Origin of the sequence: Bacillus sp. JJ1533, from assembly GCF_036965045.1 — a bacterium.
Taxonomy (GTDB): domain Bacteria; phylum Bacillota; class Bacilli; order Bacillales; family Bacillaceae_L; genus Ferdinandcohnia.
This window is the reverse complement of record NZ_JBALOV010000025.1, coordinates 83,909-100,468: the sequence shown is the minus strand read 5'-3', so window position 1 is coordinate 100,468 and position 16,560 is coordinate 83,909. Positions and strand designations below refer to the sequence as shown.

Below are 16,560 nucleotides of genomic sequence, written 5' to 3'. Positions count from 1 at the left end.
ACCCGATAATCGGTATATCAGAGAGCCAGAAAGATAATCTCGGTATATCGTAAACTCAATAATCGGTATATCAGATGACCAGAAACACAATCTCGATATACCGCAAACACCATAATCGGTACACCACCAAGCCCGAAACGTATGCACGATGCATCAATACTATACTCAGTGGTATACCACAAAGCGAGAAACACAAACCTGGTAGACCGCAAGCCCAAGCACGGTCCAAACCCGTGCACCAACACGAATCCAAAGTTCTCTCGGCTCAACCCGAGTTAACTCATACATATCCCACTTAAAGGAGGTGAAAAAACAATGGCACGTTCAATCACAGTTGATCCAGCGAAATTAGACACTGCCGCAACTAAAATTGACCAACAATCTGCTGACTATGAGAGACTGTACAAGGCTCTTTACACAGAGGTCGAAGGCATGGGTGCAGCATGGCAAGGTACTGATAACCAAGCATATGTTTCTCAAATCAAGGGCTTCATGGATGACTTCCAAAAAATGACGAACTTGATGAGACAATACTCCGAATTCTTAAAAGTAAGCGCAAAAACATACCGTGAAACTCAAAATGAGGTAGTAAACCAAGCACGTCGCTTAACTAACTAATCTCGTTACCTATTAAACTATCAAAAAAGGAGGTGGCACTATGTCAGTTGATGGAATCAAGATTTCCCTTGGCGAGGTAAGTAAAACCGCTGGGCAAATTCGTAACCTAAACCAACAGCTTGCGACTGCATTAGAAGACATCAAGAAGGAAATGAACGGCTTAGCCGCTACATGGAACTCGGACGCTTCTAATACCATTCGCGGAAACTTCAATGCATTGGCTCCACGTTTTGAGGAGTATCGCCAAGTTATTGATAGCTACGCGAAATTCCTAGACAACACAGTTACAAACTACAACGCAGCTGAAACAGCAATTAACAACAACGCTAGCGCATTTAAATAATTCATGAGGAGGGCAATGGGCCTCGCCGATTGTCCTCACCTCATAACTTTATTCAGGGAAGTTTTTACTGGGAACGTGAAGACAAAATAATTCAGTTGGGCTTATCCCTGACTGAATAAAGTTATAGCCTCCGGCGGAGACATGCGATTTTCAAAGGAAACTTTTCGCGCGTAAGATCAAAGACTAAGAACGCCACATCCTGTGGCAACGTCTTTGTGACCCACATCGTGTGGGCCTAAAAATCTGGGCGCAAATACGCCAAGGCGCATTTGATAAACAATGGGAGTGCAAGAAAAATGATCAAACATGTTGATTTACATATTGAGAACTATGGTGTTTCGAAATTCATCTTTTATAAGGTGCCGTCTGAAATTCGTGTTGATTTTACCGAAGCCGATAAGCTTAAAAACAACAAGGTACCAGGGCTTTTGCCATGTGTTGTGATCAACAAGGAGGATGAGGGGTACTTCCGCTATGACTTGGTATCTGAACAGACCCTGGCCCAACAGACAACGAACGTACTCAACAAAGAGCAGATCCACTCATTTTTCACCAACATCGTCGAAACATTGATTGAGACCGAGCGACTTGGGTTGAATGTGAACAACTTTGTTTTTGATGAGAACTACATCTTTATTGATAATTTTTCAAACAGATTAATCCTACTGTACATGCCAATTAAAAATAATATTTTTGAAAAGGTATCAATCCGGGAATTCTTCACCAGCTTCTTACACTCCCATTCCTATGATGAAAATGATGACCTCACTTATTTTGTGAGATTGCATAATTACTTCGCGACAGCAGAGGAAATCAATCTTTATGCGCTTCAAAAAAAGCTGCACGAGCTGCTCTTGAACAAGCCGGCTTCACCTGAGAGTTTTAAGAAGCTGCCAATCCAGGATGAGGAACCAAGGACACCGAATTACTATAGCCCTGGTAGTGAAATCAAGGTGTCTGAGGAAAATGGGGCGATCACATCAGAATACAGTAGTAAAAGGTCTGATAAAAAGACAAGTCAAAAGCTTGAGATTGAGGAAGAGGTCCAGTACAAGCGAATCACTCGCACCGAGCTCGGCGAAGGAAATTCCCTGTTAGCCGGAGGAACCTCTATCAATATTAAGCCGAATGTTGGCAGTCCGATTTCGTTCGACACAGACGATCCTGAAGAGGAAGAAGGCACAACTGTCCTCACTGCCATTAAGGAACCGGAAGAGGAAGAAGGAACAACCGCACTAGGTGTGGGAACAAGCTTTCACCAGCAGCTTCCATTCCTTGTTACAGCTACTCAGGAAAAAATCATGGTCTCAAAGAAAGTGTTTAAAATCGGCCGTGACCCACAGCAAACGGACTACACGTCAAAAAATAAGGTTGTTGGGCGTGTGCACGCAGAGCTGATTACCGAGAACGGGGAATATTTTATCGTCGATCAGGAATCGCGAAACGGGAGCTATGTAAATGGCGTTAAGCTTGTACCGAAAAACAAGGTCAAAATCAAGCACGAGGACAAAATCAAGCTGGCAAACGAAGAATTTGAATTTAGGCTGTTTTAAGTTTCAAAAGTAATAAATACTGTTTTCTAAGTTATTAATGTCTAGCTTTAGGCGCCATCGGCTCGAGGTCACAACCCAATCGCTTCGGAAGACAAAAAACGCCTTCTGTCAGCGCTTGTCTTGTGCTTGTCGCCTAAAGCCCAGCGCCTGACGCATTTCTAATTGAGGTGAAAAAAGTGGCGTTCATACATGCGTACCATACAGATGTTGGAATTAAGAAAAAAACAAACCAAGATGCCATGCTCGTCAAGACGGCGAAAACGCCAAACGGATATGTTGGGATGTTCGTTGTTTGCGACGGAATGGGGGGGCTTGACCACGGGGAACTGGCAAGTGCCACGGTCGTTCGCGGTCTCTCAGATTGGTTTGAGCAAGAGCTGCCAAACTTGCTGCATTCAAGCCAACAAGATGAGGACATCCGCGAGGCACTCGAAACCTGCATCACGGAGCAAAACGAAAAAATATTAGAGTATGGGGAAGAAACGAACACCCAGGTCGGAACAACGGTGACTGCGCTCCTCATTATTCATTCGCGTTACTATATCGTACATATTGGTGACAGCCGCGCCTATCAAATTCAAGATGAGGTGACAAGGCTGACAAAGGACCAAACCTTGGTAGCACGGGAAGTGGAGCGCGGGAACATAACACCTGAGCAAGCCTTGAAGGACCCGCGTCGCAATGTGCTTTTACAATGTGTTGGGGCAACAAAGGAGCTCGATGTCGTCATCCTAACAGGTGAGACCGCACCCGGAACGGTGTTCTTGCTGTGTACCGATGGTTTTTACCATAAAATCACGGATGCAGAGCTGCTCGAGGAACTCCGACCGAATCCATTTTTAAACGAAAAGCAATTAAAATACAAAGCGATTAAACTAATCGATGCCGTAAAGGAACGAAAAGAGGTCGATAACATCTCCATCGTTCTTGCGCATGTCGTGTGAATGGCCAGATTTTGAGGCCAAGAAGATTTGACTTCGAATATAGTATTCGGTGTCTAGCACAAGCGGCCTATCCAAGGCGCTCGCGCTTTTCAATTTTGGAGGAATTACGTTGATTAAAATTGGAAGTTTTATAGATGATAGATACGAAATATTGAAGGAAATTGGGCGCGGTGGGATGAGTATTGTCTATTTGGCGATGGACAACCGGCTCAACAAGTCCCTCGTCGTTAAGGATATCCGCAAACGCGATAACAGCAACAATGAGCTTCTCATTAACAGCTTAGTTGTCGAGGCGAATATGCTCAAGAAACTCGACCATGGCTCCCTTCCAAAGATTTACGACATCATCGAATCAGAGGGCGACATTTATGTCGTGATGGATTATGTGGAGGGAGAATCACTCAAGCAGAAGCTGAAACGGGAAAAAATTATTTCCGCAAAGCTCGTGATCAACTGGGCAAAGCAGCTAGCCGAGGTACTCTATTATTTGCACACAAGAAAGCCCCATCCGATTATTTACCGTGACATGAAACCGGATAACATCATGCTCACACCGGAAGGGAAAATCAAGCTGATTGACTTCGGAATTGCGCGTGAGTTTAAGGATGAGAGTCTAACAGATACGACGAATCTCGGTACGAAAACCTATGCTGCACCCGAGCAGCTGTCCGGCAAACGCACCGACGCCCGAACCGATATTTATAGCTTGGGGTTAACACTCTATCAGCTGATCACCGGTAAAAGTCTAGCAGATCCACCGTATGAGGTAAGACCGATTCGTCAGTGGGACCCGACCTTACCTGAAGGGCTTGAGCATATCATTTTAAAATGCACACAGGCTGAACCGGAAAATCGCTACCAAACATGTGCCGAGCTTTTATACGATCTCGAAAATATCAACAAGCTCACTGCGGGCTACCGGAAAAAAATGATGAAGCGGCTCTACCTCTTTTTAGTACCTGCCGTCTTATGTCTTGGTTTTACCACAACATCAGTGTTTGGGTATCAAGGTATGAAAAATGTGCAGTTCCAGGATTACATGGGTCTTGTCAATGAATCTAGTATTGCGTTAATCGAGGGCGATGATACAGAAGCAATTAAGCTTTTGGAAAAAGCAATTAAGGTTGACAAGGGGCGCGCATCTGCCTATAACAATCTGCTTGATGTCTATATCAATCGAAACGAAGTCGACACTGGCTTGTCAAAAATCGAGTCCTATATGAATGACGAATACGGGAACATTCATAAAAACAGCGAGGTTCTTTTTAAGTTAGGGATGACGTATTTTGACCGGAAACGAGATTATCCTGTAGCACTGAAATATTTTAAACAGGTAGATGAAAAAGAGATTCCGGATGCAACTTACTATATTACGCTTGCGACAACATTGGGCGGGATGAACATTGATTATGACGAGTTCTCTACGAATCTCCTGGAGTTTGAGTCGTATAATGACAACCTCCCGAACAATGCGAAAAAGGTAGATAACTACAATTCGCTTGCCAATATTTATATTTCGTATAAGGGACAAATCGCTGATGCCAACACGAAGGCGATTACCGTTGTGCAAAAGGCGCAGGGAGTTCTTGAGTTAGCTCCTGATGAACATCTTCAGCTAAAATATGAGATTGAATTTGAGCAAAAGCTTGCCCAGGCCTTTTATAGCAGAGGGGTTAATTCTGAGGATCAAGTTGCCGCACGTGACGATTTTGAGCAGGCGATTGAACACTACAATAATCTTCTTGATTTGAATGTACCGAATAAGGAAGCAGTTATGGTTGATATCGGCGTCATTTATCAGGAGATGGGCGAACAATCTCAGGCGGTTGAGCAATTTGAAGGCATCATGAAAGAGTATCCGAAAAGCCTTAACGCGTATGTCAAGCTTGGCAATCTATTGCTTGATATTGAGCAAGGCAAGCAGGAGGACCAGCGTAACTACAGCAAGGCGAAGGAAGTCTTTGAAAAGTGCGGAGAGCTTGAAGGCGCTAAAGACAATGAAGCCTATAAAAAGCTTGCTAGACGCATGGCGAATTTAAATATCAGTTAGGGAGGAGGGCTCTCGTTTGGAATATCAAATCATGTTTTATGGGGGATTAGCGGGAGCGCTGGTCACACTCATTATCTCAATCATCGTTTATATGAAGCTACAAATCTCTCAAGTTTTAGCAGACCTGACGGGAAATCGTTTTTTCAAAAAGAACAAAAACGATCGTATTTCCCTTGAAGCACAGGAAACGAAGAAAACAACGAGTGAAATCAGGCTACGTAAAAAGGAGGTTCCGGTCGCTGCATCAGTTGAGGACACAGCGCTCATGAGCCAAGAACTCGAGCCTACCTCCTTGCTAAAGGAAACAAACATTGCACCTACCGCTTTACTAGCAGAGGAAACATCACTATTGGAGGAAACCTCGCTTTTATCCGAGGAGACGGCCCTGTTACAGGACGATGATGAGACAACATTGCTGGTGGATGACAATGAAACCTCAATCCTCCTTGAAGGCGATGGCGAGACAGCCATCCTCACTGAGCCTGAGGAAGAATCCGATTTTGAAATCGAAGTGGATGTAATGATTATTCATACAAATAAAGTGATCGAACAAAGGAGCGTAGTAAAGTGATAGCAATGATCTCAAAAAGCTACCGAAAAAACAAATCGGTCTTCTGGATCCCGATTGCGCTTGTGTTAGTGCTGTCGGCGGTTTTGTTTAGCCTGAATGTATCATCGCAGGGTGAATCAAAACAGTTTGTAGAATTCGGTGAAGACCAAAATCAATGGGAAATTGGCACGGAGTTTTCAAAGGAATGGTACATAAATGGTGATACCCTTACATTCCGGGTCAATTTAAATGATGACTATCAGAAACATATGGAGCCAACAGCTGAACCTGGGGATTCAGAGAATCCAGAAAGTGCAGTAACACCTCCTGATCCAAATATTATCCCTTTTGACATTAATGTAAAAGGCTCTGGAAATGTAGGTGGCATAACGCCAATTACAGATGGTGGATTCACAGGCAAATACAATGTAACCATAACTGGAATTAACAAAGACGAAAAAATACCGGTAACTATTACTTTTAAAAAGGACACTTGGGTAATTGACCCACCAAGTGAAAGTGAATTTCATGTATGGAAGGATTCAGTTAAGCCAGTCGTTACTTTGTCAGGTCCAAAAGACGGAGGTTATTATTGGAATCCAGTTAAACTTACAATAAATGTTGATGAAGAAAACTTCGTCCAAGATAAAGTGAAGATGTCAATTATAAAGGATGAATCCGAATATAAATCGAAAGATCAGATTGAATGGAAGGGGAAAACGGGTACCATTACCTTTAGCGAGGTTGGGTATTATGAGATTACCGTTACAGCAACTGATAAAGCAGGAAACGCTAGCGAAGCAAAAACAATTTCTTTTGGTAACCTTAGTGGCGGACCAAAGTTAAGTATTGATAATAAAACAGCAACTGATTTTTATAATGAAGATGTAAAATTTATTTTACAAACTCCACTTAATATGTCTTCCGCGTTTTTAACAGTAAAAAAAGAGGGTGAAGAACAAGAACAGAAAATCCCAATGGAAATTGGGGGATTGCTAAGTAAAAAATCTGCAACTGCCACTCTAACTGGAGACGGAAAATATGAGGTATCTGCGATTTATACGGATCGCAGAGGTACTGAGGAAAAGTTAGGATCCATCCTGAACATCGTCATCGACAAAACGCCACCTGAACTATCTGTGTCTGGTGTTGAAAATGACGGTAAGTATAAAGAATCAAAGAATATGGTCATATCAGCAACTGATGACTATTTTGATGAAGATAAATCCATCTTAAAATTAACAAAAAATGGCACGCTTGAAACCTTTACAGGAAAAGCAGCCCTTGGTACACACAATTTAACAGATGGTGTTTACAAGGCAGAAGTAAGTGTGTTTGACCAAGCTGGAAATGAAACGAAATCTCAAGTACTCAATTTTACAATTGATACCCAGAAACCAGTGATTGAAGTTTCCGGTATTGACAACGAGAAATATTATCCGGAAAATCCAACGGTTCATTTTTCAGTAGATGATCTAACACTTGATTTAGCAAAGACATCTCTAGTTGTAAAACAAAATGAAGCGGACTATACAGAGGAAATCAAGTTCAAACAAAACGGTTCAAAAGCTGAAGCTAGCCATACGTTTACAAAGGAAGGTACGTATACAATCGAGTTAAGCTCGACTGACCAATTTGGGCATGAGGCCGAAAAAGTCACGAAAACATTTACACTCGATAAAACAAAACCTACCGTATCCCTTTCTGGTGTTGAAAATAACAAAAAATACAACAGTGAAGTGGAAGTAGAAATTGTTGCAAAGGATACAAACAAAGATGATAGCAGAACGATTTTTACCGTAACAAAAGATGGTAAGACGGAAACATTTAAAGGTGACAAAGCACATCAAACTCATAGCTTCAAACAAGAGGGAGTTTATGAAATTAATGTAGACTACTTTGACAAAGCCGGGAACAAGGCTGACTTCAATCAGTTAACTTTTGTTATTGACAAGACAGCACCTGATCTTTACATCGAAGGCGTAAGTGAAGGTGAGTTTTACAATGAGGAGGATGGAAGGTCAGTTGTATTTAGGGTCGAGGATTGGAATATTGATTTAGACAATATTGAATTGACCATTACGAAGGACGACAATGCCTATTCAACTGAAGGAATCAAATTCAAGAAACAGAAAAACCGAATCGCTAAGGCAGAACATACATTTACCGAAAATGGCGATTATGTAGTCAAACTAAAGTCTACAGACGAGGCAGGAAATATTGCATCAGAAAAAACAGTCAGCTTTACAATTGACAAAGTACCTCCAAAAATTGTCGTGACTAACATTGGAGATGACGGAAGATACAACGAAGACCGCGATGTTACAATCACGATAACGGACCTTAACATGGGTGAGTCAAATGCGACCGTAATGTACAATGGTGAATCCTATAAAATTGACCCGCTTGTACTAGATGGTCAAATGGCGACAACTAAACACAAGTTCACAAAAGAAGGTGTTTACGAACTACAAGTCGTTTCAACAGATAAAGCCGGGAACGAAGTGATAGAAAAGATTAAGTTCACGGTTGATAAAACAGGACCTGCGATTAAGTACTCCATTGAAAATGGTAAGTATTTTAACGACAACAATGTAAACTTAAAAGTTACTGTTGATGACTATACGCCGTTTGTACCTGAAATCACAGTGAAAAACGGAGATAAATCAGTTGAGGTTAAAAAGGATGGCTGGATTGAGAAAATTGTCTGGTTAATCACACAAGAATTAACGATTACACTAGAGGACGAGGGCGTTTATTCAGTTCAAGTAAAGGCAAAAGACTACTTCGGTGCTGAAAGTACGGAAGACCTTGGCTTTACAATTGACCGCACTTCACCAGACATAAAAATCAAAGGCAACATCCCGAACGGTGGTTTTGTACAAAAAGACAACGAGCTTATCGTTGACATCAATGACCTTCATTTTGACGAAACTAAAAATGAAATACTCGTAAACGGCAAACCTGTTAAGGATGCGAAGTGGAATGAAACAGCAACTGGTTATCAGTTCAAGCAAAGCTTCCCAGAAGATGGTGAATATGAAGTCATCGTCCGCTCTGAAGACTTTGCTGGTAACAAAGCGGTTGAACAAAAACACAAATTCACAGTGGATAATGTACCACCTGTGATTAAGATTGAAAATGTAAAAGACCAAACATATTACAATAAAAAACGTACAGCGACCATCAAGGTGAACGAACTGAATTTTAAAAACAATCATGTTGAAATTACAGTAAACAATAAACCTTATGAGTGGAAAAACCAAGGTGTGGAATCAAGTGTAGAGATTCCTTTCAATAACGATGGTGACTATGTGATTAAAGTATCCGCGAAGGATGCTGCTGGAAACATAGCGGACGCACAGGAAAAAAGATTTACAATTGACGAAAGCTCTCCTGCGCTAAAAATCACAGGCGTCGATCATATGACGAACTACAATGTAAATAAACAAGTTTCGTTTGAAGTAACTGATGCAAACATTGACCAAACGTCAATCCGCGTCACAAAGAACGGCAAGACGTATGAGGCAGGTGCACCTGCACAGTCCAGAACGAAAGCAAGTTTAACACATACGTTCAAAGAAGAAGGAAGCTATGTTCTTTACTTCAATGCAACTGACAAATCAGGAAACAAAACAACGCATGATGAAATTGCATTTATCATCGACAAAACGAATCCGGTTGTCAAAATTGACGGAGTAGACCACCAGTCCTTTAACCCAACTGGGAAGCGAGTAACAGTTTCTGTTGATGAATTGAATTTTGGTACGAATGATGTATCGCTTGCTGCAACAAAGGATGGCAGAGCATTTAACATCGGAACTTGGAAAAACAACAATAAGCTCTCAAGCTTAAACTATAATTTTAATGATGATGGCTTGTACACGATTGCGATTAGTGCCAAAGACAAGGCTGGAAATGGTCCAATCGCTGCGAACAAAACTTTCACAATCGATACAACAAAGCCGACAATCGAAATTACCGGTGTTGAAAATGCGGCACATTATAATGTCGATAAGCCAGTAAGTGTTGTGATTCGTGATGTGAACCTTGATGTGAACCGCATCAACGTGACACGTAATGGTCGAGGCTACAATGCAGGTGGATTTGCTGTAGCAAATCAGACTGCACGACTCAGTCATAATTTTAGCCAGGAAGGTGACTATGTCATCAATGTTGAAGCGATTGACAAAGCGGGCAACCAGTTCAGCAACCAGATTGCTTTTACAATCGATAAAACAGCACCTGTCATCACACCGAAGTTTAAAGGTCAAAGCCGTGTAATCAAAGATGGCGAATATATCAATGAAGTGCTCACTCCTGAATTTGCGCTGGACCAAGCTGAAGACACGATTGTTTCAGTAACGATGAATGGTTCAAATGTGACGGGCCGAATTCCTACGGCTTCTCTTGAAATGACGTACAAATATAGTGTTCTTGCTCGAGATAAAGCAGGAAACGAATCGACGATTAATGTTAGTTTTATCCTTGATACGACAAAGCCAACGTTGAATATTACAGGGGTGATCGATGGATTCTTCAACAAGAACCAAATGCCGACTGTCACATATTCAGATCGCTATTTAGACACAAGTCGTACAAGAGTCACACTCAATGGCCGTCCATTTGTGAATGGTTTGCAGCTAAGTGATGAGGGAGATTATATTTTAAAAGCTGAAATTTACGACTTAGCGAATAATGTGTCATCGCGAACAATCGTGTTTACGATTGATAAAACAGCTCCAGTGATTAAGTTTAAGGAAGCTATTTCAGATCAATATTTCAAGGAAAGCTTGCTTCCAGAACTGTTGATTGAGGATCTAAATGCATATGACATCATTTCACAAACTTTGAATGGCCAGCCTTATAACTTAGGCGACCCAATTGAGGAAGAAGGAAAGCACGTGCTTTTCTTCGAGGTAAAGGATAAAGCAGGTAATATCCAGCAACTAAGTGTCGAGTTTATCATTGATAAAACACCACCAAAAGTGAATTTCGAAGGTGTCAAGAAAAACGAAACATATCGTGACCCGGTGACTCTCTCAATCAGCCTTGATAATCCAAGTGATACTCTCAAGTCTGTGAAAATTAATGGAGAACTCTTCGATGGTGATGTAAAAGAAGTGAATGGCACAAAAGTAGTTTCCGTTACACTTTCTGATATCAACCAATACAAGGTTGAAGTATTAGCCTTTGACGATGCGGGTAACGAGCATAACGAAATCATGGAATTTGAAATCGTTGAAAAAAGCGTACTCGTCAAGTTTTACGAGAATAAAACATTATTTGCGGGCACAATGGTCGGACTTGTCGGTGCTGCAGCAGCTGGTGCTGTAGCAATCCGAAGAGTCATCATCCGCAGACGAGACGCGAAGGATATGTAATTTTAGAGCATAAGATCAAAGACTAAGATCGCCACGTCCTGTGGCAACGACTTTGTAACCCACATCGTGTGGGCAACAGGCATCCGCTTATATGGCGGGTGCCTGTTTTTTAAAACACGAATAGTAAATATAGACTATCTCTATAATCGCCATTGTGAGTCTTAATTCCTATTCCTTCCAATTTTATTATAATTTTTACCGTAAGTTTACAAGCTATTAACAGTATACAGATAAGATTTACATTGAAGGATAAAAATTTGCGGGAGGAACACAAGAATGATTTTAGGGAAACGAGTGAGAAACAAGCTGAGAAAAGGGTTGATTGTCATTTTCACCCTCACCATTTTACTGTCCAATATAAGTCTTGCGACTGGACCGAGGATGGTATTTGCGGAGGGGGGCCAGTCGCCTTATTCAACACCGGAGTCACCGAACCAACAAACGGAGGATCTTGGTGAAAAATCGCCTCCACAAGAACCAAACAAGGCGGAACCTGATACCCAGGAACAGCCTCCTGAAACTCAACATAATCAAACAACCGAGACAGACCCGGAAACTGAGGAACAAATTGAAACTTCAGATGAATCAGCGACTGAAGAGGTACCACAAACACAAAAAGGAACAACAACAGAAGGGGTACATCCAACTGAAGAAGAACCACCATCTGAAGCAGAACAACCAACCCAAGACGGAACAACAATCGAGGAGGGAACACCGCAAGCACCAAGTGGTGAATCAACTCAACCAACAGATGGTAACACAGACCAGCTTCCACACCTTCTCATTACTGAAATTTCACCAAACTCAAAGGGTGCTGGAACCGACTATTACGAGTATTTTGAGCTTTACAACAACACCAATCAACCGCAAACCCTAACAAATTACACGTTTACATATCGCTATACCGATACAGGGAAAGACTTGCTATTTCAAATCCCCGCTACAACCATTGAACCACAGGAAACCCTTGTTTTTTGGTTCAATAACGGTAATCGAACACTAGCTGATTTTAACGAGAATTTTGGTACTGCATTACCAGAGGAAAAGGTAATCCAATTCACAGATGTATTTCCTGGCTTTGCAAACGGCGGCAATCGTGCAATCGTCATCAAAAATCACCAAGGAACTGAAATCATTTCAGCTAGCTATTTAGCGGGGGAAACCGATAATACAGGAGCAGTTGTCGAATATAAATATCCGGAAACAGGCACAGAAATGGCGAAACACCAAGTGCTAGCACAGCCAACTCCAGGTGAAATCCAACAAACACAGGTTCCGGAAACTCCGGTGAATTTACCGGATGCACCTGAGGACATAGAAGCACCTGTGATTACACATACACCAATCACTAGCAGCAAGCCTCTGACGCCAATTCAAGTCGAGGCAAACGTAACAGATAATCTCGCCATTCCAAGTGTGACTCTTTTTTATAAAATCGGTGACTCGGCTGAATTCACGGCGTTGCCAATGAGTCCAAACGAGCAAACCTATATAGCAGAAATTCCGAGTTTCCATGTGTATGATGGAATCACCTATTATCTTGAAGCCAGTGACGGTGTAAATACGGAAAAAACCGATGAATTTACGATTCAGGTCGTGCAGCCAGAGGTTGATTTTACACAAATCCCTCATTTGCTTGTCACAGAGATAGTCCCTGATTCAACGAATGTAGGAACCGCTGATGGCTATGAATTTATCGAAATCTACAATAACAGCAGTGAGGCCATTCATTTTAAAGATTATAAAATGTACTACAGATACGGAACAGATCCTGGAACAGATGTTGTCTGGCCGTCAGTCCCCGAGGATGTTGTAATTCCTGCAGGGGAAACGCTAGTCTTTTGGATTATCAATACCCAAAACGGTGGGCAAACTGTAGCTGATTTTAACGCAAACTATGGCTCTAATTTAGTTGAAAATGAAAATATTGTTCGCATATACAGTGATGGTATGGCAAACGGCAGCATGCGAGGACTCGTCATTGGAACGAACACACATAAAGAGATATCAGTCGCTTATTATAATGATGAGCCAAACGTCGATGACACCTTTGCTAATAAAGGAATTGTCTATCTCTATCCAACCGATAAATCCACGATTTCAAAAAAAGTGGGTATATTGGATGCGACTCCAGGTCGAGTTGAAGGCTTCCAAGTTCCAAGTCAGCCTGTTCAAATGGAAGAAGATACGGTCCCACCAACGATTGAAAACCTAACGAAAACGACCGAGGTGAACCAGAAGGACAATATCAATATTGTGGCAAACGTAACTGACGACAAGGATGTTAAATCTGTCCGTTTGTTCTATAAAATTGACCAGCAGGATAAATATAGCGAAGCGATTTTACAAGAGAATTACGATGATCTTCTTTATCATCACACGGTCTATTCACCTGATTTAATCGGACATAAGTATGTGGATTATTACTTCGTCGTATCTGATGGGAAGAATGAAGTGAAAAGTGAGAGCTATCGCGTCACCATTACAAATGATCTTGACGACTCAAGCCTGCGACTCAATCTAAATAATGGCGAAATGATACGAGGGGAAAAAATCATCAAGGCTACTTCTGCAGTTGATTCTTCAGATAAAATGAAGCTATTGATCGATGGTAAAGAGATAACGGAAGGGATTTATCCGTCCCTTGAACATACGGCCTATTTTGCGTTTGAGGTAAATGGCCTCAATACGTATTTCCAAAACGCCGTCACGATGGGCGAAGAAGTTCTATACGTCATGGATCAAGATTGGCTTACACAGTGGAAAACATTCAGCATTCCAATTGAGCCTGAGCGACTTCCAGTAGGCGACACAACGATAACCGTTCGTTCTGGTAACAAAGCATCACCATTTGATCTTGGGTCCGCAGAAAATCGAGATGACTATGATTTACGAAATGTCCGCTTAGTACTTGCCGATGGAACGGTAATCAAGGACCCAAACTACAGCGACCCAGCTCGTGTTTTGAAAATGAACGATAACAATCCATTCGTTGATTTTACGTTTACGATTACCGAAAAGGAAGCACACTCCCTAACCTATAAATGGGATACGACCGCTATTAAAGACAAGAAACACAAGGTCCTCGTTCAGGATACAGATGAAGAAATCAGCGCAGAGGTGTTAGTCGATAACACAGCACCTGATATTAAAACGAATCTGAAAAAGAAAGCATACAAGGGCGCTTTTACGATTGATGTTGATGTGAAGGATAAGCTTTCTGGGGTTGGAGAAGTATTAGTTACTTTAGATGGTAAGGAAATTCAAGTTCCTTTTGAGACAGCGTCTTCAAAGCTTGAGGCTGGTAAACATGAGCTCAAGGTTATTGCAAATGACAAAGTAGGAAACCAAAAAGAAGAAGTTTTTCATTTTGAAGTTGCCGATGAAAATCCAATGATGCCTGAGCTTGTCTCACCTAAAATAAATGCTCAAGTAGATGGCGACCCAGTTTTACAGGTTAAGGTGAAGGATCCAACGAAGGATCAGTTAGATGTCACATTTTATGAGGCGCATCAATACGATGTGAACTCAAGTGTGAAAGGCTTTAAAAATGCAGGTGACTTTGAGCCGCCACAAGAAATGATCCCTGAAGGGGAAACTGCGTTTACGTCAGAGGATAATTCCCTTGTTTCAAAAGCAGATGGCAAGTATTTGGTATCTGACTCGGATACACAATTCCCTTATCATCGCTTTGAAGTCACAGTGGATGCGTCGCTTGATGACAAAGACCGAGTTGAGCTGTTATGGAAAGGAAATTCCCTTGAAGGCAGAAAGGTTTCGATGTACGCCTGGAACCACAGTACGGAAAAATGGACATTAATTGATTATAAGGTAGCGGGTAAAGAGGATTTTGAACTAGCCGGAGATGTAGGGGTGGGCGACTTTGTACGTCAGTCAAAAATAAATGTAATTATCCAAGATGAAATTCCAAGCTCGCCAGATGAATATGACTATACTTTTGTCTGGATGTCAGATACACAATTTTACTCAGAGAGCTATCCGTATATTTTTGACCGACAAACACAGTGGATTGCCGAAATGAAGGAGAAGCTCAAGATTAAATATGTGTTCCATACAGGTGATTTAGTGAATAAATCAAACCAGGAGTATCAATGGAAGAACGCAGATAAAGCGATGAGGACCCTTGATGATAACAACATTCCATACGGAGTTCTCGCCGGAAACCATGATGTGGACCAGGTGAGCAATGATTATTCTCAGTTCTATAAGTATTTTGGGGAAGAACGATTTAAAAATAAGCCGTATTATGGGGGTTCTTACCTAAACAATCGTGGTCATTATGATTTAATTTCAGCCGGTGGCAATGATTATATTATGGTGTACCTTGGCTGGGCTGTGACGGACGAGGGCATTCAGTGGGTAAATGATGTACTTGCCGCTCATCCAGATCGCAAAGCAATTTTAAACTTCCACGAATACTTGCTTGCGACAGGCACGAGGCACCCACTTGGTGACAAGCTTTTTAACGAAATTGTTGTTCCGAATAAAAATGTATTTATGGTGTTGAGTGGTCATTACCATGAGGCACAAACGCTGGCAGATCAGATTGATGATGACGGGGATGGTACACCTGACCGTACTGTGACTCAAATGCTTGCTGATTATCAGGCAGGACCTGAGGGTGGTCAAGGCTACATGAGACTGCTGCATTTTGATCAAGATAACAACCGCATTGTGGTAAATACGTACTCACCTTATCTGGACGATTACAATTTTTACAACACAGATGCTTATCCTGAAAAAGATGAATTTGTGATTGAAATGGATTTAGCACCAGTTACAAAACGAGTCGCAACTGATTATTTCTCGGTAAATGTCTACACCGATCATGTCATCGGAACTGACAAAGCGAAAAGTGGAAAAATTGCTGAGACTGTTTGGAAAGGGCTAGAAAAAGGCCGAACTTACTCATGGTACGCAATAGTTGAGGACAAATACACAGGCAGAACCGTTTCAGATATTTGGACATTTCGTAAATAGGACAGTATGAAAAAGGAGTCCGAGATGCCTCTTTTTTCGCTTGCAAACTCCTTTTGTAATAATTATTCATCTATCGTTACAAACTATTCCTGTAGATGTATATTTTGTCGCTTTACC

The 16,560-nt window shown here is 41.6% G+C and carries 8 protein-coding genes; all 8 read left to right on the top strand.

The window, feature by feature from the left end; translation table 11 throughout:
- Positions 1-315: 315 nt before the first annotated feature.
- The 8 genes from V7138_RS12490 to V7138_RS12455 all read left to right on the top strand — a co-directional run bounded on the left by V7138_RS12490 (position 316) and on the right by V7138_RS12455 (position 16,443).
- Positions 316-618, top strand: a complete 303-nt coding sequence (locus V7138_RS12490) for a WXG100 family type VII secretion target (protein WP_335397772.1) — start codon at positions 316-318, stop codon at positions 616-618.
- Between the two features lie 40 nt (positions 619-658).
- Positions 659-961 carry a pore-forming ESAT-6 family protein gene (locus tag V7138_RS12485; protein ID WP_335397770.1) on the top strand — a complete coding sequence of 101 codons (303 nt, stop codon included), beginning with the start codon at positions 659-661 and terminating at the stop codon, positions 959-961.
- Between the two features lie 296 nt (positions 962-1,257).
- A complete protein-coding gene (locus V7138_RS12480; protein ID WP_335397768.1) occupies positions 1,258-2,514 on the top strand; it encodes a DUF6382 domain-containing protein in 1,257 nt (418 codons plus the stop codon).
- A 176-nt stretch (positions 2,515-2,690) separates the two neighbouring features.
- The gene (locus V7138_RS12475) at positions 2,691-3,458 is read left to right on the top strand and encodes a PP2C family protein-serine/threonine phosphatase (RefSeq protein ID WP_335397765.1); all 768 of its coding nucleotides are present in this window, start codon (positions 2,691-2,693) and stop codon (positions 3,456-3,458) included.
- A gap of 109 nt (positions 3,459-3,567) precedes the next feature.
- The gene (locus tag V7138_RS12470; protein ID WP_335397762.1) at positions 3,568-5,508 is read left to right on the top strand and encodes a protein kinase domain-containing protein; all 1,941 of its coding nucleotides are present in this window, start codon (positions 3,568-3,570) and stop codon (positions 5,506-5,508) included.
- Positions 5,509-5,524: 16 nt separating this feature from the next.
- Entirely contained in the window at positions 5,525-6,079 is a 555-nt protein-coding gene (locus V7138_RS12465; RefSeq protein WP_335397760.1) for a hypothetical protein, read from the top strand.
- Positions 6,080-6,084: 5 nt separating this feature from the next.
- A complete protein-coding gene (locus V7138_RS12460; RefSeq protein ID WP_335398076.1) occupies positions 6,085-11,442 on the top strand; it encodes an Ig-like domain-containing protein in 5,358 nt (1,785 codons plus the stop codon).
- Positions 11,443-11,718: 276 nt separating this feature from the next.
- Positions 11,719-16,443: a lamin tail domain-containing protein gene (locus tag V7138_RS12455; RefSeq protein ID WP_335397757.1), complete on the top strand. Its 4,725-nt coding sequence runs from the start codon at positions 11,719-11,721 to the stop codon at positions 16,441-16,443.
- Positions 16,444-16,560: the final 117 nt, after the last annotated feature.